The organism is Ochrobactrum sp. XJ1 (genome assembly GCF_024701725.1).
GTDB lineage: Bacteria > Pseudomonadota > Alphaproteobacteria > Rhizobiales > Rhizobiaceae > Brucella > Brucella anthropi.
Genome location: NZ_VDGD01000006.1, coordinates 159,897 through 181,323, shown reverse-complemented (window position 1 = coordinate 181,323; position 21,427 = coordinate 159,897). Strand labels below are relative to the sequence as shown.

Sequence of the window (21,427 nt, the reverse complement as noted above, 5' to 3'; positions counted from 1 at the left end):
ATGCGCATGTTCCGAGATCTTCAGGGCCGTGATGCGGCCCTGATTATTGGTGTAACGCTTATTGTTGCAGTGCTGTCGCTTCTGCCAATGGGCAGGCTGCTGGTCGAACTGGTCGCGCCGCAGGGGCAGTTTTCGACCTCGGCGCTGGTGGAAACGCTTGGCAGTCAATCGACCTGGGTAGCGACATGGCATTCGCTGCAGATCGGCATTGGCGGCACGCTGCTGGCGCTGGCGTTTGGCATTGTTGCGGCGCTGCTCGTCGGTCTCACCGACATGCGCGGGCGCAATGTCTTTGTGCTTTTCTACGTCACCCCGCTGCTGATTGCCCCGCAGGTAACAGCGCTGGCGTGGCTCCAGCTATTCGGGCCTTCCAGCCAGTTCCTCAAGATCATCGGCATGGCGCCGCCGCTTGGCAGCCGCAATCCGCTCTATTCTGTCTGGGGCATTATTTTTCTGCTTGGCGTGCAATATGGACCGCTGGTCTTTCTGATCGTGCGGGCAGGCCTGCGCAAACTCCCACGCGAACTGGTGGAAGCGGGTCTGAGTGCCGGTGCCAGCAAATGGACAGTTCTGCGCACCATCATCCTGCCGCTGATGACGCCGTCGATCATCGGCGCAGCCGCTCTGGCCTTCGTCTCCTGCGTCGGCAATTTCGGCATCCCAGCCTTCTTGGGAATTCCGTCCAATTATCTGGTTCTGCCGACGCTGATTTATCAGCGTCTTGCGGGCGGCGGCCCAGCTGTGCTGTCCAGCGTCGCCGTGCTGTCGGTTCTGATCGGGCTGATTGCAATGGCAGGCATCGCCGCGCAGGAATATGCCTCGCGCCGCCGCGATTTTCGCATTGTTTCGACGTCGCTGCCTGCTGCACCCTTCGCGCTTGGCCGCTGGCGCGTGTTGGTGGAAGCCGCGGCATGGCTCCTGATTGTTATCGTGCTGTTTCTGCCGTTGATCGGTCTTACGTTGTCCGCTCTGGTTCCGGCCTATGGTGTGCCGCTGACATTTGCGACGGCAACAGCCGAGAATTTCCGTTTCGTGCTGCTTGAACATGCTGGTGCTGCGCGCGCTTTCCGCAACAGTGCGGTTCTGTCGTTGGCGGCAGCATTCTTTGCGGTGCTGATAGCAGTTCCGCTTGCCTATATGCTGGCATGGCGTAAACGGCGCTGGACGCCGATCCTCAATTTCGCAGCCGAGATGCCCTATGCGTTACCGGGCGTAGTTCTCGCGATTGCCTGTCTGCTGATGTTCTTAAAGCCGCTGCCAGTGGTTGGTGTTAGCCTCTACAACACGCTTTGGATCATACTGTTTGCCTATCTTGCGCGCTTCTTCGTGCTGGCGCTGCGGCCAACGGTTGCCGGGCTGCACCAGATCGACCGTGCTTTGGAAGAAGCAGCGCGCGTTGCGGGGGCGGGGCTTTTCTATCGGCTGCGGACCATTATATTCCCTCTGGTCGCCCCGGCGACGCTTGCAGGCGGCGTGCTCATTTTCATGACCGCCTTCTGTGAGCTGACGGTTTCAGCGCTTCTTTGGGCGTCGGGATCGGAAACGCTGGGCGTGGTGATGTTTTCTTTCGAACAGGCGGGCGATTCCGCCTATGCGGCTGCCATATCCATTCTGGCCGTTGCGGTGACATTCATGCTGATGCTTGCAACAAATCTGTTTGCGCGGCGTCTTCCAAACGGAGTGCTGCCATGGCGCGACTGAAAATCGCTTCTGTTTCCAAGGCTTTCAACGAGTTTCAGGCCCTGTCTGAAGTGTCGCTCGATGTGAAGGACGGCGAGTTTGTTGCTATTCTCGGACCATCCGGCTGCGGCAAGACCACACTTCTGCGGATGATTGCAGGTTTTGAAGACGTCGATGGCGGCGAAATCCACATTGGTGACAGCCGCGTTTCCCATGTTGACGGGAACGTGCCGCCGGAGAAGCGGCAGGTCGGTATCGTCTTCCAGAACTATGCGCTCTGGCCGCATATGACGGTCGAAGAGAATGTCGGCTATAGTCTGCGGGTGGCCAAAGTTGCCAAAGCCGAGCGCGAGGCTCGTGTGAAGCAAGCGCTCGCGCTGGTCGATCTCGACGGTTTCGGTGATCGCCGCCCGGCCAATCTTTCGGGTGGTCAGCGGCAGCGCGTGGCATTGGCCCGTTGTCTGGTGGCTGCGCCTTCGCTGGTATTGTTTGACGAGCCACTCGCCAATCTCGACGTGCATTTGCGTGCTTCGATGGAAAACGAGTTTGCGGCTTTCCACAAGCGTACCGGTACGACGATTATCTACATCACGCATGACCAGGCTGAGGCCATGGCGCTTGCCGACCGGATTGCGGTTCTCGACCATGGCAAGCTTCAGCAGTTCGATACGCCGCGCAAGCTTTACGAAGAACCGGCTAGCGAAATGGTCGCGTCCTTCATCGCGCACGGCATGGTTCTGCCTGCGGAGGTCGTGTCCTTTGCGCAAGCGGGACAGTGCGAGGCGCTGGTGCTGGGAAGCCGGGCGCAGGTGCGTTGTTCTGGCATTGAAATGCCGCGTGCCAATGCACAGCTCTGCGTTCGTGCAGAAGATCTGACATTGACCGAAACCGGCGGTATTCCCGTGCGGGTCAAGCGTTCGGTCTATCGCGGTGGCGGTTCGCGCATCGAGGCACATCCGCTCAGCAAGCCCGATATTCACCTGCATTTTGAAGTGTGCGATCCGGTAAGACTGGAAGAAGGCGATGAGGTTCGCATCGCTATTCGCGGTGGCTGGATCATTCCCACCGATGAAATGCCGGTGAGAAAAGTCTCAACCGGCTTTCCAATCGGCAACAAGATTTAGCTTATTTCTTCTTCATCGCTTCCAAAAGTGCTGCACCGAAACCGCCGGTTGATGGTTGTTCCTGTTTGCGCTGTGGGGTGAAGTTTTTGGCAGGCCGCTGGTCGCGGTTTGCAGGACCACGCGGGGCAGGGGCTTCACCGCCGTCCTTTCTCATCGTCAGGCCGATGCGCTTGCGTGGCACATCCACTTCCGTCACGCGTACCTTCACCACATCGCCAGCCTTGACCACTTCATGCGGGTCTTTGACGAAGCGGTCGGCGAGCTGCGAAACATGGACAAGTCCGTCCTGATGCACACCGATATCGACAAAGGCACCAAAGGCAGCAACGTTTGTGACGGTGCCTTCAAGCATCATGCCGGGTTTCAGGTCCTTGATGTCATCGATGCCATCGGCAAAGGTCGCGGTCTTGAATTCAGGGCGGGGATCGCGGCCCGGCTTGTCGAGCTCGGCGATAATGTCGCGCACGGTTGGCAGGCCGAAACGCTCATCGACAAAGACACGCGGATCGAGGCTTTTAAGTGCTGCGCTATCACCCATGAGGCTGCGCACATCGCGGCCGCAGGCGGAAACGATCTTTTTGGCAACGCCATAGGCTTCCGGGTGAACGGAGGACGCATCAAGCGGCTCGGTGCCGTTGGCGATACGCAGGAAGCCTGCGCATTGTTCAAAAGCGCGGTTGCCTAGGCGGGCGACTTTCAGAAGTTCCTTGCGGTTCTTGAAGGCACCGGCGTCATCGCGATGCGCAACAATTGCTTCGGCGAGAGACTTTCCGAGACCGGACACACGCGCCAGCAGTGAGGCGGATGCCGTGTTGAGATCAACGCCGACAGCGTTCACTGCATCTTCGACCACTGCGTCGAGCGAACGCGCCAGACGGGACTGATCGACATCATGCTGATACTGGCCGACGCCGATGGATTTCGGCTCGATCTTGACGAGCTCTGCCAGAGGATCCTGCAGGCGGCGGGCGATGGAAACGGCACCGCGCAGCGATACGTCGAGCTGCGGGAATTCGGCCGCGGCGGCTTCTGACGCCGAATAGACCGATGCACCTGCTTCCGACACGATGACTTTGAGCGGCTTTGGCGCTGGCATGTCGGTGAGCATATCAACGACAAGCCGTTCGGTTTCGCGGCTGCCTGTGCCGTTGCCGATGGCAATCAGTTCGATCTTGTGTTTGCGGATCAGGCTTGCGAGCTCGGCCTGGGTACCACGCACATCGTTCTTTGGCGGAAACGGATAGACCGTCGTTGTGTCGAGCAGTTTGCCAGTGCCATCGACGATTGCGACCTTAACGCCGGTGCGGATGCCCGGATCAAGGCCCATGGTGGCCCGCGAACCGGCAGGCGCGGCCAACAGCAGGTCTTTGAGGTTGCGGGCGAAGACGTTGATGGCTTCTTCCTCGGCGCGTTCACGCAGGTCGCGCATCAGGTCAAGCGACAGGGAGAGCGAGAGTTTGACGCGCCAAGCCCAGCCTGCAACTTCCATCAGCCAGCGGTCGCCGGGCAGGGTTGCGCCGATATTATAGGCGGCTGCAATTTTGCGTTCGACCGGCTTTACCGGCGAGGTGTCGTCGGCGTCGATTTCAATGTCGAGCGACAGGAAATCCTCGTTGCGTCCGCGCAGCATGGCCAGAGCCCGGTGGCCTGCAACATTTGCCCAGCGCTCGAAATGGTCGAAATAATCCGAGAATTTTGCGCCTGCATCCTGTTTGCCATCGACCACATGTGAGCGCAGAACAGCGCGTTCCTTGAGATAGTTGCGCAAATTGCCGATCAGTTCGGCATTTTCCGCAAAGCCTTCGGCGATGATGTCGCGCGCACCATCCAGTGCTGCCTTCACATCGGCAACTTCACCGGTGACATATTGCGCAGCAATCTCGGTGGGGACCAGCCTGCGGTCGGTCAGAATGGCTTCGGCAAGCGGTCCAAGACCGCGTTCGCGGGCGATTTCCGCTTTGGTGCGACGCTTGGGCTTATAGGGCAGATAGAGGTCTTCAAGCTCGGCCTTGGTCTGAGCGCCAGCTATTTTTAGTTCGAGTTCTGGTGTGAGCTTTTCCTGTCCGCGGATCGATTCCAGAATGGACGAGCGCCGCGCCTCAAGTTCGCGCAAGTAAGCGAGGCGCTCTGAAAGCTGGCGCAGCTGCGTATCATCAAGGCCGCCGGTGACTTCCTTGCGGTAACGGGCGACGAAAGGCACGGTCGCGCCTTCGTCCAGCAAGCCAATGGCGGCGATTGCCTGTTCGGGCTTTGCATTGATCTCCGCCGCTATAATCCCAGCAATGCGCTTAATATCGTTGGCCATATTCATTCCAATCTCAAATCTTTACGGCAACATAGTCGGATGTGGGTTCGGCGCAATCAAGGCAGTAACGACGTTCCACAGGAAAGGCGTCGGTTTCCTGTTCACGGCGATGTGAACGAACGGCCTCTTTATAAATCGGATTTACTCAATACTTATATCGGGAAATGACGATACGTATCAAAGGATCAGCGAGGTGACTGCGATGTCGGATGTTCAATCTATACCCTTGGACGAGATACTCAAGGCGCTCGCCAATCCGGTGCGTCTCGACATTTTGAGCTGGCTCAAGGAACCGGAGAACCATTTCTCCGATCAGCACATGCCTCTGGAGATGGGCGTGTGCGCGGGCCAGTTCGAACGGTGCGGCCTCTCCCAGTCGTCCGTTTCTGCTCATTTGTCCGTGCTAACAAAGGCGGGGCTGATCATGCCCCACCGCGTTGGCCAATGGACGTTCTACAAGCGTGATGAAGAGGCGATAGCCGCCTTCATCAAAGCTGTATCCGATCTTTAATTCACCAGTCCAATCTTTCCCATTTGCCCAATCTTTCCCATTTGAAGGAATGTATCCATGGCCACATTGTTCGATCCAGTTACAATCGGCGATCTGAAGCTTGCCAATCGTATTGTTATGGCACCGCTGACGCGTAATCGCTCACCGCGCGCCGTGCCGAATGATCTCAACGTCACCTATTATGAACAGCGCGCCAGTGCGGGCCTCATCATCACCGAGGCAACGCCGATCAGCCATCAGGGACAGGGTTATGCCGATGTGCCGGGCCTTTATTCCGCCGAACAGTTGGCAGGCTGGAAGCGCGTGACCGACGCAGTGCACAGCGCAGGCGGCAAGATCGTCGTGCAGATGTGGCATGTGGGGCGTATTTCACACAACACGTTGCAGCCAAATGGCGGCAAGCCGGTTGCGCCTTCGGCCATCATCGCCAAATCAAAGACCTATCTTGTGCATCCGGATGGCACCGGCGAATTTGCGCCAACCTCCGAACCGCGTGCGCTTGAAAAGAGCGAGCTTCCGGAAATCATTGCGACCTATGCCAAGGCTGCCAAGGATGCCGTTGAAGTGGCTGGTTTCGACGGCGTCGAAATTCATGCGGCAAACGGCTATCTGATCGATCAGTTCCTGCGTTCGGACAGCAACCATCGTACCGATGAATATGGCGGCTCTATCGAAAACCGCGCCCGCTTCCTGTTTGAAGTGGTGGATGCGATCACCAAGTCGGTTGCGCCGGGCAAGGTCGGCATTCGTCTTTCGCCAGTGACGCCCGCCAATGACGCCTCGGATTCCGATCCGCAGCCGCTGTTCGACTATGTGCTCGACAAGCTCGCCGCTTACGGTCTTGCATATGTTCATATCATTGAAGGTGCGACCGGTGGTCCGCGCGACTTCCAGCAGGGCCCGCTACCTTTTGACTATGCGCGCCTGAAGCAGGTCTATCGCGATGCTGGCGGTGAAGCTGCCTGGATGGTCAATAATGGCTATGATCGTGAACTGGCGGAAGAAGAGATCGAAAGCGGTCGCGCTGACGTCGTGGCCTTTGGCAAGCCGTTCATCTCGAACCCTGATCTTGTGCGTCGCTTGAAGGATAATGCTCCGCTCAATGAGCTGGACCAGCAGCATATGTATGGCGGCGGCGCCAAGGGATATACAGATTATCCGATTCTTGCCTAACAGCGAAAAAAGCCCGGCGAATTGCCGGGCTTTTTGTTACAGACGCGCCCGCGTCGAGCGCGGTGTGGCAAGCAGCAGGTTGGTTTCGCTGGCCTTGATGCCCGGCACCAGCCTGATGCGGCGCAGCACGGCATCAAAATCGGTGAGCGTCGCAGCACCCAGTTCCACTACCAGATCGAAGCGGCCATTGGTGGTGTGAACGGCGGAAACTTCCGAGAAACCGCCGAGCGCCTTGACCACACGGTCGGCGACATTGCCTTCGATTTCGATCATCATGATACCGCGTACCGGCAGATCAACCGCATCGGACCGCAGGATCACCGTGTAGCCGATGATGTCGCCGGACTGTTCCAATCGTTCCATACGGGCGCGGACCGTTGCGCGGGAAACGCCGAGATCGATTGCCACATCCGAAATACTGCGCCGTCCGTTGTGACGTAAAAGCGTGATGAGCTTTTCATCCAGATCGTCCATGTTTTCTCCATTTTGAAAAGCCAATCCGACATTCTGATAAACCAAACCGTTAAAATTGCCAATCCGGTTGCTTCACATCGCCAAGCGTAAATGGTCAATCTAGGGCAATAATTTCTCTGGAGTAGCAGTTTATGCATTGCAAGATTTTGGGATTGCCTGTTCAGGAAGGCACGGGCCGTCTGGGCTGCAATATGGGCCCTGACGGTTATCGCGCCGCTGGCATTGCGGATGCGATTCGCGAACTCGGTCACGAGTTTACCGATCTCGGTAATCTGGCCCCGGCCGAACTACGCCCGCTGGCCCATCCCAATCCTGTGATCAAGGCGCTGCCGCAGGCTGTTGCCTGGATCGAAGCAATCAGCGAAGCTGCTTATCGTGAGAGTGAAGACGGTTTTCCGATCTTCCTCGGTGGCGATCATCTGCTTGCAGCAGGCACTGTTCCCGGCATCGCGCGCCGCGCGGCGGAAAAGGGCCGCAAGCAATTTGTGCTGTGGCTTGATGCGCATACGGATTTCCACACGCTGGAAACGACTGGCAGCGGCAATCTGCACGGCACGCCTGTTGCCTATTACACGGGCCAGAAGGGCTTTGAGGGCTATTTCCCAGCCCTGGCAGCTCCGATTGATCCCGCCAATGTTTGCATGATGGGTATTCGCAGTGTTGATCCGGCAGAACGCGCTGCAATCAAGCAGACCGATGTTGCCGTCTATGACATGCGCCTTATCGACGAACATGGTGTTGCTGCCTTGCTGCGTCGCTTCCTTAAGCGCGTGAAGGACGAAAACGGCCTTCTGCACGTCAGCCTCGATGTCGACTTCCTTGAACCTTCGATTGCGCCGGCTGTCGGCACCACGGTTCCGGGCGGAGCGACCTTCCGTGAAGCGCATCTCATCATGGAAATGCTGCATGACAGCGATCTGGTGACGAGCCTCGATCTCGTCGAGCTGAACCCGTTTCTCGATGAACGCGGACGTACCGCAACGGTGATGGTCGACCTGATGGCGAGCCTTTTGGGCCGCAGCGTCATGGACCGTCCAACCATCAATTACTGAATTCAGGAGGCCGCATTCGTGAAGCGCCGGGTGGTTCCATCCGGCGGCAGAATGCTCAAGCTAATTGTATTACGCGCATCTTGTTCCGAAAACCGCTTCGCACTTTTCGGGATGCGCTCAAGGAGCAATAATGACCCAACCGAACCTCAATATCGTCCCCTTCGTCAGCGTCGATCATATGATGAAGCTGGTGCTGTCCGTCGGCGTGGAAACCTTCCTCAAGGAACTCGCCGACTATGTCGAAGAAGATTTCCGCCGCTGGGAAAACTTCGACAAGACGCCGCGTGTGGCGTCGCACTCGAAGGAAGGCGTGATTGAGCTGATGCCGACGAGCGACGGAACGCTCTATGGCTTCAAATATGTGAACGGCCATCCGAAGAACACGCGTGAAGGTCTCCAGACCGTTACGGCATTCGGCGTTCTTGCCGATGTGGGCAGCGGCTATCCGATGCTGCTGACCGAAATGACCATCCTGACTGCGCTGCGCACTGCCGCGACTTCGGCAGTAGCCGCCAAGCATCTGGCCCCGAAGAATTCCAGCACGATGGCCATCATCGGCAATGGCGCGCAAAGCGAATTCCAGGCTCTGGCTTTCAAGGCACTGCTTGGCGTCGACAAGCTGCGTCTCTACGATCTTGATCCGGAAGCGACTGCCAAGTGCATGCGCAACCTGCAGGGCGCCGGTTTCGACATCGTTGCCTGCAAGACGGTCGAAGAGGCTGTCGAGGGTGCGGACATCATCACCACCGTCACCGCCGACAAGGCCAATGCGACGATCCTGACCGACAACATGGTTGGCGCTGGCGTGCACATCAATGCTGTTGGCGGCGATTGCCCCGGCAAGACGGAACTGCACGGCGATATTCTGCGTCGTTCGGACATCTTCGTCGAGTACCCACCGCAGACCCGTATCGAAGGCGAAATCCAGCAGCTGCCGGAAGATTATCCGGTCAAGGAGCTTTGGGAAGTCATCACCGGGAAGATCGCCGGACGCAACGATGCCCGCCAGATTACGCTGTTCGATTCCGTCGGCTTTGCGACCGAGGATTTTTCGGCCCTGCGCTATGTGCGTGACAAGCTGAAGGACACCGGCTTCTACGAAAAGCTGGATCTTCTTGCCGATCCAGATGAGCCTCGCGATCTCTACGGCATGCTGCTGCGTCACGAAAAGCTGCTGAAAGGCGAAAAGACCAAGCCAGCGGCCTGATCCGGCCTTTTGAGCAGCTTCCACTTTTGGAAGACGGGCTCTACCTGTTGCAACCCTGCCGCGCTTGATGCACGGCAGGGGCACGTTTTCGCAGTCGCTGCGATAAATCCTTGGTGCCTTGCGCGATTTCCATTATTGCAGGATGTGATTTCTGTGATGGGGTGCATCAGGCATGGGCGACAGGGTGGAAAACGAAACATCCTACAGGCAACCGGCGAATGTTGTGCGGTCTGCCGCCAGTCCGGTCGTCTTCTGCGACACGCTGGGCCTTTATCAGGCCCCTGTTGGCCCATCTCTTGATACGGTTGTCTTGTTCGCAAGCCCCTGGGGGCTGGAAGAGCTCTGCACGACACGCAAATTCTGGCGCATTATCGCCGACGGACTTTCGGTGCAGGGGATAGGCTCCTTCCGCTTCGATTGGCCCGGTACGGGCGATGGACGCGACGACATCGAATTTTCCAAAGGGCTGGAGCTCTGGCGCAATACGCTTGCTGAAGCTGCCCGGAAGGCGCGTGACCTGTCCGGGGCAAGCCGCGTTATCATCATTGGACAGAGCCTTGGTGCAGCGATTGCTGCCGAAACTGCGGTCCGGATCGAAGGCATCGCAGCGTTGGCGCTTCTGTCGCCGGTCATTTCCGGGCGGTTCTACACGCGTGAACTGGCCGTCTGGTCGAGTATGGTCGATGCCGATCTGGGCCTGACGGACGAGCAAAGGATCAAGAACAGCGTTTCCATCGCATCGCTGACAATGCAGCCGGAAGTGGCCGCCGATGTAAAGAAGATCAATCTTCTGTCGCTGGAGACGAAGCCTGCGCCTCAATGCCTTTTGCTGGCGCGGATGGACCGTCCGAATGATGCCGAATTGGCAACGCATCTGGAAAAGCTTGGCGCGGATGTGACGGTTGAAGCTTTTACCGACTACGACAAGCTGATTTCGAACCCGGTCATCTCGCGCCTGCCGCTGGAAGTCGCGGACCGGCTTGTCGACTGGGCGGCAGGTCTGGCAGGTTCGCAGCCTGCGCAGAACAAGCCGGATGAAAGGGCACTCGGCGGCACTTTGACGGGTGACGGTTTTGTGGAAACGCCTATCTCGTTCGGTTCCGGCAATCGCCTTTCAGGCGTTCTCTGCGCACCCGTGGGTGAGCGGCGCGGCAGGACGGTCCTGTTTCTCTCCGCAGCCTATGATCGACGTGTCGGGTGGGGGCGTACGACCGTCGATATGGCGCGCAAGCTTGCGCGGGAAGGGATAGCATCACTGCGCTTCGATATTGCGAATGCAGGCGACAGCCCGCCCAATCCGGGGATGCCGGAACAGGTGCTTTATACCAATGGGGCAGAGGCCGATGTTGCCGAAGCACTCGACTATCTCGACACTATTGGTTGGGGCCGTCCCATTATCGCAGGACGATGCAGCGGTGCTTTTCTGGGATTCCACAGTGCCTTGAAAGACGAGCGCATTTCCGGTGCGGTCCTCGTCAATCCGGAGACGTTCTATTGGGCGCCGGGACGCTCGGTAGAAGATGCCGTTCGCGACGGCAAGCGCACGCTGGAGGATTATGGCAGCCGCGCGCTCCGCGCCGAAACATTCCAGCGCTTGTTTCGCGGTGAACTGGATATCCGTGCCATCCTGCGTAACATCTCGCGCGGGGTTGTCGGGCGTATTCGCGGGCTTGCACGCAAGCTTCTGCGCAGCCGCACAGTGGAAGGACGGGCAGTCTATTCGGCTTTTGACGAATTGAAGCAGCGTGAGGTGCCGCTGGCGCTGGTCTATGCCGAAAAGGATATCGGGCGCGAACATTTCAATTTCTATTTTGATCAGGCGGGCGCCAAGCTGCAGGGCTTCGACAATGCGTCAGTCGCCATCATTCCGGATGCCGATCACAATCTGACGCCGGAACATTCGCGCGAGATTTATATCGGCGCGATCCGCGCAATGGCCTTGCGAGGTTAGAACCAGACGATCCGTGACGAACCGGCGATGCGGATTTCTCCAGACGGTTTTTCGAGTGTTGCCTTACGTGGAATAAGGGCGATGCGTTTCGTCTCGTTGGGAGCAAGGTGAAACCAGTTCTCGGCAGCCCGCCAGTCACCTGCATCGATGCTGACAGATTGGGCCAGAACCGGCGTTTTCAGATCGAGGAACCAGTTTCCGTTTTCTTCGATGGGAGCTACTTCGATAGTGGCGTCGTGAAATGCCTTTGTTCGTCCGAGCGGAAAGTGGAATGCCTCGGCAATCGTAATGTCATTGCGCTTCAGTCGCGCGACGGTCACGTCATGGGCCGGAGGGCCGAAACGATAAGCGTAAGTGACATCGAAGAACGCGCCGAACAAGTCCGTTGCGGCAATGGTGATCGCTGAACGTCCGGCAATCGAAAGAACACGGCGGCCGGAAACCACCGGCTGCGAACCGGCGCGCAAACAGGTCAATTCAAGCGAAAGATCAGCGGATTCTGCCTGCTCATTCAGAACATGAATCGCGAGGCCATTGACGCCTTCATCGGTCAAGGCGACCTGCTGTGGACGGAAGGCGCGTTTCAAACCATGCCATGACGCTTTGGGTTCGCCGGTCGCATCAATCATGCCCCAACCGGCACCGGGCAGCAGGTCTTGGAACATCCAGAGAAGTGCACCGAAACAGGTGCTTCCCGGTCGTCTCCACTCGGCGAAGGTCGCTTCCATCACTTCCGCCGTAACAGCGCGGGAAAGGTGGAGATACTGTTCCACATCCTCGCGCCGCAGCCGTGCCGGATCATAGCCGTACAGCATCTCCAGATAGGCGTCCCGCACATCCTCGAAATCCCAGGACACACCACGGTCGCGGGGCACGCGTGCTTTCCAGCGCGGATCGTGAACCGGGGGTACATCGAGATGGGTTTTCAGCGTGCGCGCTTCGGGCACGTTGGAGAAGGCCAGACATTCGGTCGCAAAGCGTACTTCCGCGCGCCGCGCATCGTCCAGCGGACGGCAATAAGCGCTGACTCCATAGTAATGGCTGACGCCTTCATTGCTGATGAAGGGAAGGGCGCCACCGCAGGGCGAGTTCGGCACATAGGGAATATTCGGGCAAAGTTTACCGGCGATACCGGGCAGGATTTCCTCGGTAAGCGGGCCTTTCCAAGTCGCTTCCGGCAGGCCCATCATTGCGCCCTGCTGATAGATTTCGCTACCGCCGCAGAGGATGCTCAGCGAAGGCGCATGCCTGACAGCGGTGAGAAGCTGTGAAGCTTCGGCCTGCACTTTTGCGACAAACGCTTCGTCCTTTACCGGATAGTCGAAATTGGCAAACATGAAGTCCTGCCACACCATGATGCCCAGCTCGTCACAAAGCGCATAGAAATCTGGTGTCTCATAGGCAGTGATGCCGCTCAGCCGCAGCATGTTCATGCCCGCTTCCTGCGCGAGCTTCAGCCATGGTTCGTAATCGTCGCGCGCGCCGGGAAGGCGGACGATATCGGCAGAACTCCATACTGCGCCGCGACAGAAAACCTTCTCGCCATTGATCCTGAGTGCAAAACCCTTGCGGTCCGGTCCGCGATCGACCTCGATGCGGCGGAACCCAGTGCGCCCCAGCAGGCGTAGTTCGCCGTCGAGCGAAAGTTCGACGTTGTGAAGCGTTGGATTGCCATGCGTGTGTGGCCACCATGGTTCAATATTAGGAAGCGTCAGCCTTGCCGTCCAATGATTGTCAGTCTGGCGCTCGCAGGCGATCTGCTGCCCCGCGCAATGGAGAGTGGGTGCCTCGGCCTTGCCGCTATAGGTAAAACTGACCTGAAGTTCGCCATCGCCGGTTTCTGTCAGTCTTGCCTGAATGGCGATGTCGGATATGGTCTCCGTATCAGAACGGCTGATGGAAATCGGACGCCATGGACCCACGGCATGCACTTCCGGGCACCAGCCTGGCATATAGCCAAGCGCGGTCGTGCGAATGAGGCGCAGACCTTGCGTGTTCATCAGTTGCGTGCGCCAGCGGGCACGCGGGCCTTTTTGGCTGAGGCGAGGCGCGAGCGCGCGGAAACAGAGGGCAAGCTCGTCCTTGCCGGTCAGTGTAACGGGCAGATCATGGCCGAGAAACATGCTGTCGGTTTGCAGCAGCAATTCGCCATTGAAAAAGATGTCGCAAATCGTGGCAAGCCCGCCAAAATGGAGTGTGGCGGGGCCGGGTGTCTCCTCGATATCAAGGAAATACCAGGCTTGCCTGCTATCGAGCGCTACGGGATTGTTTCGGTCGAAATGCCCCGATTTTTCCAGAGCTTCCGCCACTGTGCCGGGCACCGGCGCACCATTGATCGCCGTACTGGACTTGGCATCATGCGGCGTTTGCGCCGCATCCGGGCCGGTGACAGCAAGCCGCCAGCCGGTCGAGAGCGGTCGTTTGGTCGGGTTTAGTTCAAGCCGCATCGCGACCAAGTTCCGCTGCAAGCGCTGCCGTCAACCGATCCCAGGCATCTGCCGCCGGTTGTAGCGTTCCGGCCAATGCGTCGAATTTCTTGCGCATGACGGCGCGGGCGAGCTGGAACTGAACAGCCTTTGCCGTTTCCGCAATCTGCAAGGCATCTGCCGAGGCCGTTGCAAAGCGCCTGCCTTGCCCGAGCCAGTCGAAATGACTTGCCGCGAGTTCGAAATTCGCGCCGAGCTGGCGCAGCGTGTTGAATGCATACTTATGGAAGAAGCCGAACGGGCGTTCCGCGATTGCTTCAACCTGTCCCGGAAACACGCTGGCAAAGGCACGAATAGGGTTTTCCTTCGGCCTGCGGGCAAAGTGGCGGGGCAGAAGGATTTCGGCAACGCGTCGCTGATGCGCTTCATCCGGCACATGCTTCGGAAACTTGGCGAATTCCGTATAGGGCAGGAAGGGCAGGTCGGCTTCCGTCAGATGACGCTGGAAGACACCGTCGAAATCCTCACCTTCGAGATGATAGAAACCGCCATTGTGGAAATAGTCCAGCAAGCGGTTTTCGACGTCCATACGGTTGATGGCGATGGTCGTCTTGCCATGTTCCGTGCGATAGCTGACGCCATGCGTATCCGGCATGAAGTAGCTGTCCATTTCGATCATGCAGAGGCGTCCGCGCGCGATCTGCTCGGCGACATGGCTTTCCACGCGGTCGAAAATCGCAAGCTCCGTCGCCCGCACGCCATAAAGGGCTTCGAGGTCTTCCAGCGGCACCTTGAAGAAGGTGAACTGGTCGCCCTCGAAATCCTGTGTCAGCGTGAAACCGAGCATGGCTTCCGGAGCGACACCCAATGTTGCCAGCACTTCGATCCAAAGATCGACATAGCAGTTGGTTTCCGGCCAGATACGCGTCTGGGCATGCAAAGCGTGCGGCGTGTAACGGTCGGGCGCGATGTTCGGAAAAACTGCCTGCATGGTGGTGATCAGCCCCACAATTCCTTGCGTACGTTTTCCGGCCAGATTTCAACATCCAGACCGTGATGATGGAAGAGCGCCAGCGCGATGCGCTCCAGTCCGAACCCGACGCAGGCCGTGTGCGCCACCGCACCGTCATCGAGGGAGAGGCCCCATTTCACGCCGAACTGGTCCTGATGATAGTTAAAGCTCATGCAAGCGGTCGGCTTTTCGACGCTGGTGATCGGGATCAGCAGCTCGAATTTCAGGTTCTGGTCGCGCTGGTTGTTGACCAGCAACTTGCCTGCGCGTCCGAAGAACGGGTCGTTGGCGACGTCGATTTCGACCGGCAGTCCGACCTTCTTCATCATTTCAGTGCCACGGTCGATCCAGAGCTGGCGGAACGACATCACATCGGCTTCGGTGCCCATGCGCACATATTCCCGCATGCGGAAAAGCTGCTGGCGGGCAGGGTCGACCGACGGTTCATGACGGAAGCAATAGGATTGCAGGTCGTAAAGCCCGCCGCCCTGCGGCAGCGGTCCGCGTTTGGCCACAGTCGGATAGAGCGGATAACAGGCCGCAGGCGTCAGCACGATGTCTGTTGCTTTTTGCTCCAGCGTCCAGTCCGTGCCTTCATCCATGCATTTGATGAGATTGACGTGGTCAAGCTCGCAGCCACAGAAGCTGTGCACGGTGCCGGCCAGCTGCGGGAAGCTTTTCATGTAGCCGCTTTTTTCGAAAAAAGCGCGGTTCATGCCGGGTGGAAAGCGGATCGCTTCGGCGCCGTCATTGCCTCCGGTACGGTCGATCAGGCGTTCAAACGCCTGGATGACATCTTCGAACTGGCCGGAACGTCCGTATAGGCCTTCCACGCCGGTGTCGATCAGGAGACCGGAATCGAAAAGCCGGTCTAGAAATGATCTCTGAGCATCCATGGCAATTACCCCAAAAGGCTGGTGTTCTGTTTGTGAATGAGCAGCATGGTGGCTGTATTGCCGAGGATGCGCTCGTTGGAAATCATCAACTGCGCCGAATGCGCGTCACGCAGATGGCGGCCGAGGCTGAAAGGCGTACCGTTCTTGTAGCCCATGATGCCGCAGACCAGCATGGCATGATTGATGATCTGAAGGATCGTCTGCGATGCGGCAATCTTGAGATTGTTCATCGCAATCGCAAAGCCCATCGAGGCCAGCTTGTCCGGATCGTGCTTTGCTTCGCGATAGGTCTTAAGGCAAGCGACGATTTCGGATTTCAGCATCTGAAGCATGTTGGACGCTTCGGCTACGCGCAGAGCGCCCGGCTGCGGCGCACCCGGATTGCGCTTTGCTGCGGCGCGCACGAATGCCTGCGCGCGGTTGACCGCATCGACGGCGATGCCATACCAGAGCGAACTCCACAGCGTATGCGACTGCGCCAGCATGGATTGGGCTGCGATTTCGGCAAAGGGATGCGGCAGGATCTGCACCTTGTCCGCCTCGCCACGGAATACAAAACCTTCCGAGCAGGTGCCACGCATGCCGAGCGTGTCCCAGTCATGGGTCTTTTCGAGCGTGTACTGGTCCTTCAGGAACACGGTCATCACCTGATCCGACGATGCGGCATCCTTGTGGGAGCGCGATGTGATCAGAATGGCATCCGCATAGGTACCATAGGAAATGACGGTGGCGTTCTTTTCCAGACGGCAGATATCACCTTCGACCTCGATGGCGCAGATCGAGTTGCGCAGATCGCCGCCAATGCCGCCTTCGGTCGTAGCCGAAGCAAGCAGCAGCTGGTCCTTTGCGACCTTGCGCATGAAGTCCCGGTGCCATTCAACCGTCTGGCCGTGCTCCACCAGACTTGAAAGCTTGATGTGATGCATGGCGAAAATCATTGCGCTCGATGCGCAAGACTGACCAAGAACACAGCACAGTTCTGCAATCTGGTCGATCTCTGCACTCTCGCCGCCGAATTCGCTCGGCACCTGAATGCCCAGCAGACCTTCGGCCTTCATCGCATCGATTGCTTCACACGGGAAGCGGCCTTCCTTATCGACGCTATCGGAAAATTTACCCGCTATGGCCGCAACGCGGCCCACGCGCTCTGAAAGACTGTTTCCCGCCCCGGCATTCATTATGCGGCCTCTTTGTCCTTGAGAATTTGGGTGATCGTCTGTTCGATGGCCTTGATGCTCGCAAAAGATTTGCGATTGAGATACTGGTCTGGAAATTCGATGTCGAACTTGTCTTCCAGGCCAAGCATGAGCTGGACCGATGCAAAGGAGGACAGGCCCGCGCTGTAAAGGTCGGCATCGTCGGCGATGTCCGTCACCGGGCCCGGCAGGCCGCCGACCTTGGCCAAAAGTTCGCGAATGGATTCATTCATAGTTTAACTCCCTGCATATCCGCTCAAGTCGAAACTTCACGTCTGGGTTGACGCGATACACGATCTATCGAGCTTTCAAAAAAGCTGCGGTAACTGTTCGAAATTCTGCCCCTTTATGCAAGTGATATGTTGCGAATATTAGTTAATCCGCAAGCACACCATCGTGCGTCAGGCTTTATCTGCTCCCGCAAGCCTTTATTTTCTATTGACGCAACTGAATTGCGGCCCGGCTATTCTGCGGACGTGCTTATATAGTTAAATATTCGATGACAAGATGGGTGGCATTGCCCGTAAGGGTTGCGTCCTCTTTTGGTTAAAGAGGGCGGCGCGAATGCCGTGGTGCGGAAATCTGACCCGTATTGGTAGCAATCGCCATTTCAAAACTGTCGGCAATGCGCCGTGCCCGGTCTATGAAAATGATCGCGGCTTCCGGCGGGAAGATTTCGCGTGCGGTTGTCTCGAAAAGGTCGAGCCAACGGTCGAAATGTTCGTTCTTGAGTCCCAGTTTCAGATGTGGCGCCATGGGGCGGCCTTCATAATTGCCGGTCTTGAGAATAACCGACGACCAGAACGCGGCGATCTGTGCGATGTGATGATCCCAATCATGAACCGCATCGGCAAAGATCGGCCCGATGACTTCATCCTCGCGTGCGCGTCCATAGAAAGTGGCCACCAGTTTCTCGATTGAAACCGGATCGATGGACGGGTGAGGCTGGTTGATGAGAACAGTCATGATCGCTTGTCGATTGCCTTTCGCCGGGTAGCGGGCTTTGGGCCGGATATAGTCGCTGCGTCGGCCACAATCCAGTGAAGTGTTGCCGCATGGCCATCAACTTCCCGTTGGCGAAGCCGCTGCCACGATTTAATAGTCTAACTGTCTAATATAGTTGAGGGAGAGATGAATGCGGGTGTTTCTGCTTACGGGTCTGTTGACCCTGGCGACAACCGGGGCAGGCTTTGCTGCTTCGTGCGAACAGAATTTCAAGTCCGAGGGTGTTCCACTCGTAACAGCGATTAGCTATCGCTCGACACAAAGCTTTGCCGGTGTGAAATCGTCGACCGCCTTGCAGCGTCTGGCGCAAGCCGTCGCAGCCGAAGGCTTTTCTGGCATCAAGATCAACAAGCAGCTCGCTTCGATTGACGCGTTTCAGGAAACAACCGGATCGGGTCGCATCCAGACCTTGCGCGTCACTGCACGGGCGCAGGGTAAAGGCACTCGTGTCGATGCGATCTTCAGTATTCAGGCGGGGCAGGCGACCAGCAAGTCGGTGGTACGCGAAGGGCTTTGTCGCATCATCGCAGCTGCAGCGAATTAAAACTTATAGCCTGATGGCCATCGCCGTCAGGCTATCTTTTGCATCAATTCGATACGATTGCCGAACGGATCGTGGATGTAGCAACGCTCATAACCGTGCAGCGGCTCATCCCCGATGGTTTCGATGCCCGCTCGCGTCAGATGCGCGATCGTGTCATGGAGGTTATCGACCAGAAATGCAGGGTGTGCCTTGCGCGCAGGTGCGAAAGGGCGTTCGACGCCCAGATGAAGCCTGATTGCTCCATTCTCAAACCAGCAACCGCCGCGAGCCGCCAGATTCTCAGGCTTTGGAACTTCCGCAAAGCCGAGGGTCGAACCATAAAAATCGCGCGCTTTCTGCTCCTGACCTTCAGGCATTGCCAGTGTAGTTTGACACTGGTTATTGGATTTTATGGGAATGTCTGAAATCACCCGAAAACAAGTGAAAAGCGGCGGCAATTCAAAGACTTAAATACCAGTCAGCGGAAGTTGGCGACGAACCGAATTTGACACCGGGTCGGGGGGAAATCAAGCAGGAAGTGGTTGAACGCCGAAAATCGGGCCAGCCGCTTAAGCGTCCGCTGAAAACCCCTCAAAATCCTTTTAAGTGTCCCCAAATCGTTGAATTTATTGATAGTACCTTAAAACAACGACTTTTAAAGCTGCCCACCCAAACGGCAGAAAGTATGTGCAAATGTAAACTTAAAGATGGAAGTTTGTTCCAACAAGGGCATTGGTAAAAAATAACATAATAATAACAAATGCTTAGTCCTACTCCAGTCTGTTTTGATGCCAAATTTAAGATGGAAGACGCCCATCGCCATTTTAGCGCGCTGATGGCGGACGTTGGTGACAGGCCAGATGCCGGTGATCACGTTGAGTTTAATCACTATGGATTGTGCATTTATTAGCGGGACGCTATTCCTCTCATACTGATTTTGCAGCGGGGGCAAGTTCATGATTGTAAGCGTTTCTTTAATGACGGCGGTCGTGCTGGGAACAGCCACGCCAGGAGAAGTAGTCCAAAGTGCCGTCGGTAATTTCCAATGCATGCCGATCGAGAAAATCAACCAAGTGTCGGGCGGAACGGACCGGATAACGGTCAATAATTTCGTTATGAGCGAAAAAGAAAGCCCTCTTGCGCCTGGGCAAACTGAACTGAGTTTGAGCTTTTCAGTCGTCAATCGATCGGACAAGCCTGTTTTTCTCAGCGGACAATTCGTTGGTTTGGGCAAAGACAACGAGCAGACTTTTGTTTTGTCGACACCGACTTGGGGAAGCGCTTCTCCGCAATCGACCCAGACTATCCGAGGTGCCGTTTTCGTTGCGAGGGGAACACTCCTAAGTGTTCGCCATATCTGCGCGGAAATAATGGGCAACTTCGAGCGCTGATTCCATCAGTAGCGACTGTCCGGGGCTCAAATAAACGGCCCCGGAGATTACGTGTGTCTGAAAATTCCTAAAATACAACGGCGCTTGTGTCCCACAAAAAATGTGTGAGCAGAGCTATCGGGGAGGCACGGACCAGCATCAAGCCGAGCGTTTACCGGTTCCGGGGTTGACCTTGGCTTCGGAAAGACGTTTTCGAAGTAAATGCTCGATTTGCGGTAGCGTCGCTTCGATTTCGAGTGGATCGGCATAATTAATTACACGCGTCATCAGTTCATTGTACAGCTCGCCAGCTTCAACGGATATCTTTTCAGGCGCTATCTGGATGTGCGCGTCTTTATAAGCTTTAGTTACGATACGAGCGATCTTTTCCAAAACAGCAATATCGAGCCTCGGGCCGCGCCTTTCCACTTCCATAGCAAAGAACGGGTCTCGTGCGAGGCGGCGCTGATCATTAGCCCTCAAAGCATTGCCCAGGTCTCTATTAAACTCGGCTTTTTGGCGATCTTGCTCGGCTTCTCTAACCAACCGTTCAGCGGAATATTTTTCGCCGACCCCGGTGATCAGCCAAGCAACGTTTATATCTGCCACCTCGGCTATCTTCTGCAATGCCTCTGGTTTGGGCTTTCGGCCTTCTAGCCACGATCCGATGGTTCGCCGTGCGATTCCTGTGCGAACTGCAAGCTGGTTCAGTCCGCCCACTTCATCGGCGGCCTCTTTGATCCTGTCGCTCAGATTCATTTCTCTACACCTATGGCAACTACTTGCTTGACTCTGGCAAGTTGTTGCCATATTCCTACGTTGGTCGCCGGAATTGACCGGCAACAATTGCACCAAATGAGCCAACAAAAAGCGGATGGGCCAACATCCGCTTCTTGAGGAGAAAACCCATGACAGACCCCGTTGTTTGGGATCGCCACGAGATACTTTCCCGCCTGCGTCGTCAGAATAAAACGCTTGCGGGCATAGCCAAGGACTATGGACTATCCTTGTCCGGGGTCAAGAATATCTGGACCCGTCCCAACGAACCCGCCGAACGCGCAATCGCCGATGTGCTCGGCGTTCCGGTCGAGGTCGTCTTCTGCGATCGCTATCCGAAGAAGCGGAATCGCATTCACGTTTCTGAATACCCTTCCAGATCATCACGCGGCAAGCCTGCCCCCGTTCCCCATAAGGACGCTGCGTGATGCGTGGCGCGGCGGCGGAAAGGATATTCTAGCCTAGCATCAGACACCGCAAACCGCGTGTCTGACAAGACGGATTATGCCCCCGCGAGGTCCGTCCCGGCTGATATCTCAAACACACCGCCGCGCCACAACCCAAACAATCACAGAACTGTGCGAGGCTCTCAATGCCGAAACTCAATGACAAAATTGCCCCGGAAAATTGCTGCGGGTTTCGCCTCAACGTCACCCGAATGGTCAGCATCTACCCCACTATCTGGATCGTCGTTTCCGCTATCGCGGCGGTAATGGCCACCATGATCCGGCAGATTGCGGGGTGA

21 protein-coding genes are annotated in these 21,427 nt (G+C 57.0%); 11 read left to right on the top strand and 10 right to left on the bottom strand.

Going from position 1 to position 21,427, the window contains the following annotated elements; translation table 11 throughout:
• On the top strand, window positions 1-1,701 hold the full coding sequence (locus FG152_RS12580; RefSeq protein WP_010659533.1) for an ABC transporter permease: 1,701 nt from the start codon (window positions 1-3) through the stop codon (window positions 1,699-1,701).
• Complete coding sequence (locus FG152_RS12575; RefSeq protein ID WP_010659534.1) at window positions 1,689-2,804, top strand: ABC transporter ATP-binding protein; 1,116 nt, start codon at window positions 1,689-1,691, stop codon at window positions 2,802-2,804. The genes FG152_RS12580 and FG152_RS12575 overlap by 13 nt, the downstream gene beginning before the upstream one ends.
• A 1-nt stretch (window position 2,805) precedes the next feature.
• Here the strand turns inward: FG152_RS12575 and FG152_RS12570 are convergent, their stop codons facing one another.
• Window positions 2,806-5,109: a Tex family protein gene (locus FG152_RS12570; RefSeq protein WP_010659535.1), complete on the bottom strand. Its 2,304-nt coding sequence runs from the start codon at window positions 5,107-5,109 to the stop codon at window positions 2,806-2,808.
• 202 nt (window positions 5,110-5,311) lie between these two features.
• Here FG152_RS12570 and FG152_RS12565 point away from each other — a divergent pair, with 202 nt between their 5' ends.
• Entirely contained in the window at window positions 5,312-5,620 is a 309-nt protein-coding gene (locus tag FG152_RS12565; protein WP_012091525.1) for an ArsR/SmtB family transcription factor, read from the top strand.
• Between the two features lie 57 nt (window positions 5,621-5,677).
• Complete coding sequence (locus FG152_RS12560) at window positions 5,678-6,793, top strand: alkene reductase (RefSeq protein ID WP_010659537.1); 1,116 nt, start codon at window positions 5,678-5,680, stop codon at window positions 6,791-6,793.
• Between the two features lie 36 nt (window positions 6,794-6,829).
• Here the strand turns inward: FG152_RS12560 and FG152_RS12555 are convergent, their stop codons facing one another.
• Entirely contained in the window at window positions 6,830-7,267 is a 438-nt protein-coding gene (locus FG152_RS12555; protein WP_010659538.1) for an Lrp/AsnC family transcriptional regulator, read from the bottom strand.
• A gap of 131 nt (window positions 7,268-7,398) precedes the next feature.
• On the opposite strand from FG152_RS12555, the gene rocF reads away from it, so the two are divergent.
• The 3 genes from rocF (at window position 7,399) to FG152_RS12540 (ending at window position 11,477) form a co-directional block, all read left to right on the top strand.
• Window positions 7,399-8,319, top strand: a complete 921-nt coding sequence (rocF, locus tag FG152_RS12550) for an arginase (protein ID WP_010659539.1) — start codon at window positions 7,399-7,401, stop codon at window positions 8,317-8,319.
• Window positions 8,320-8,449: 130 nt separating this feature from the next.
• Window positions 8,450-9,526, top strand: a complete 1,077-nt coding sequence (gene ocd, locus FG152_RS12545) for an ornithine cyclodeaminase (protein ID WP_010659540.1) — start codon at window positions 8,450-8,452, stop codon at window positions 9,524-9,526.
• Window positions 9,527-9,698: 172 nt separating this feature from the next.
• Window positions 9,699-11,477, top strand: a complete 1,779-nt coding sequence (locus tag FG152_RS12540) for an alpha/beta fold hydrolase (protein WP_010659541.1) — start codon at window positions 9,699-9,701, stop codon at window positions 11,475-11,477.
• On the opposite strand, the gene FG152_RS12535 is transcribed toward FG152_RS12540, so the two are convergent.
• The 6 genes from FG152_RS12535 to FG152_RS12510 all read right to left on the bottom strand — a co-directional run bounded on the left by FG152_RS12535 (window position 11,474) and on the right by FG152_RS12510 (window position 17,973).
• On the bottom strand, window positions 11,474-13,924 hold the full coding sequence (locus tag FG152_RS12535; protein ID WP_010659542.1) for a glycoside hydrolase family 2 protein: 2,451 nt from the start codon (window positions 13,922-13,924) through the stop codon (window positions 11,474-11,476). The genes FG152_RS12540 and FG152_RS12535 overlap by 4 nt on opposite strands.
• On the bottom strand, window positions 13,914-14,894 hold the full coding sequence (locus FG152_RS12530; protein WP_029376049.1) for a DUF1839 family protein: 981 nt from the start codon (window positions 14,892-14,894) through the stop codon (window positions 13,914-13,916). Before FG152_RS12530 ends, FG152_RS12535 begins: the two co-directional genes overlap by 11 nt.
• An 8-nt stretch (window positions 14,895-14,902) precedes the next feature.
• On the bottom strand, window positions 14,903-15,811 hold the full coding sequence (locus tag FG152_RS12525; protein ID WP_010659544.1) for an amino acid--[acyl-carrier-protein] ligase: 909 nt from the start codon (window positions 15,809-15,811) through the stop codon (window positions 14,903-14,905).
• 5 nt (window positions 15,812-15,816) lie between these two features.
• Window positions 15,817-16,989 carry an acyl-CoA dehydrogenase family protein gene (locus FG152_RS12520; RefSeq protein ID WP_010659545.1) on the bottom strand — a complete coding sequence of 391 codons (1,173 nt, stop codon included), beginning with the start codon at window positions 16,987-16,989 and terminating at the stop codon, window positions 15,817-15,819.
• Window positions 16,989-17,240, bottom strand: coding sequence for an acyl carrier protein (locus FG152_RS12515; RefSeq protein ID WP_006467457.1), 252 nt, complete (start codon window positions 17,238-17,240; stop codon window positions 16,989-16,991). Before FG152_RS12515 ends, FG152_RS12520 begins: the two co-directional genes overlap by 1 nt.
• Window positions 17,241-17,553: 313 nt before the next feature.
• Window positions 17,554-17,973, bottom strand: a complete 420-nt coding sequence (locus tag FG152_RS12510) for a group III truncated hemoglobin (RefSeq protein WP_010659546.1) — start codon at window positions 17,971-17,973, stop codon at window positions 17,554-17,556.
• A gap of 169 nt (window positions 17,974-18,142) precedes the next feature.
• On the opposite strand from FG152_RS12510, the gene FG152_RS12505 reads away from it, so the two are divergent.
• Window positions 18,143-18,556, top strand: a complete 414-nt coding sequence (locus FG152_RS12505) for a hypothetical protein (RefSeq protein WP_010659547.1) — start codon at window positions 18,143-18,145, stop codon at window positions 18,554-18,556.
• A gap of 26 nt (window positions 18,557-18,582) precedes the next feature.
• Here the strand turns inward: FG152_RS12505 and FG152_RS12500 are convergent, their stop codons facing one another.
• Window positions 18,583-18,912 (bottom strand): VOC family protein, encoded by a 330-nt coding sequence (locus FG152_RS12500; protein ID WP_498986686.1) that lies wholly within the window; start codon window positions 18,910-18,912, stop codon window positions 18,583-18,585.
• Between the two features lie 579 nt (window positions 18,913-19,491).
• On the opposite strand from FG152_RS12500, the gene FG152_RS12495 reads away from it, so the two are divergent.
• Window positions 19,492-19,926 carry a hypothetical protein gene (locus tag FG152_RS12495; protein WP_006471591.1) on the top strand — a complete coding sequence of 145 codons (435 nt, stop codon included), beginning with the start codon at window positions 19,492-19,494 and terminating at the stop codon, window positions 19,924-19,926.
• Window positions 19,927-20,064: 138 nt separating this feature from the next.
• Here the strand turns inward: FG152_RS12495 and FG152_RS12490 are convergent, their stop codons facing one another.
• The gene (locus tag FG152_RS12490; protein ID WP_006471590.1) at window positions 20,065-20,664 is read right to left on the bottom strand and encodes a helix-turn-helix domain-containing protein; all 600 of its coding nucleotides are present in this window, start codon (window positions 20,662-20,664) and stop codon (window positions 20,065-20,067) included.
• 149 nt (window positions 20,665-20,813) lie between these two features.
• Between FG152_RS12490 and FG152_RS12485 the strand changes: the two genes are divergently transcribed.
• The gene (locus tag FG152_RS12485; RefSeq protein WP_006471589.1) at window positions 20,814-21,110 is read left to right on the top strand and encodes a helix-turn-helix domain-containing protein; all 297 of its coding nucleotides are present in this window, start codon (window positions 20,814-20,816) and stop codon (window positions 21,108-21,110) included.
• Window positions 21,111-21,274: 164 nt separating this feature from the next.
• A complete protein-coding gene (locus tag FG152_RS12480; RefSeq protein ID WP_192798888.1) occupies window positions 21,275-21,427 on the top strand; it encodes a hypothetical protein in 153 nt (50 codons plus the stop codon).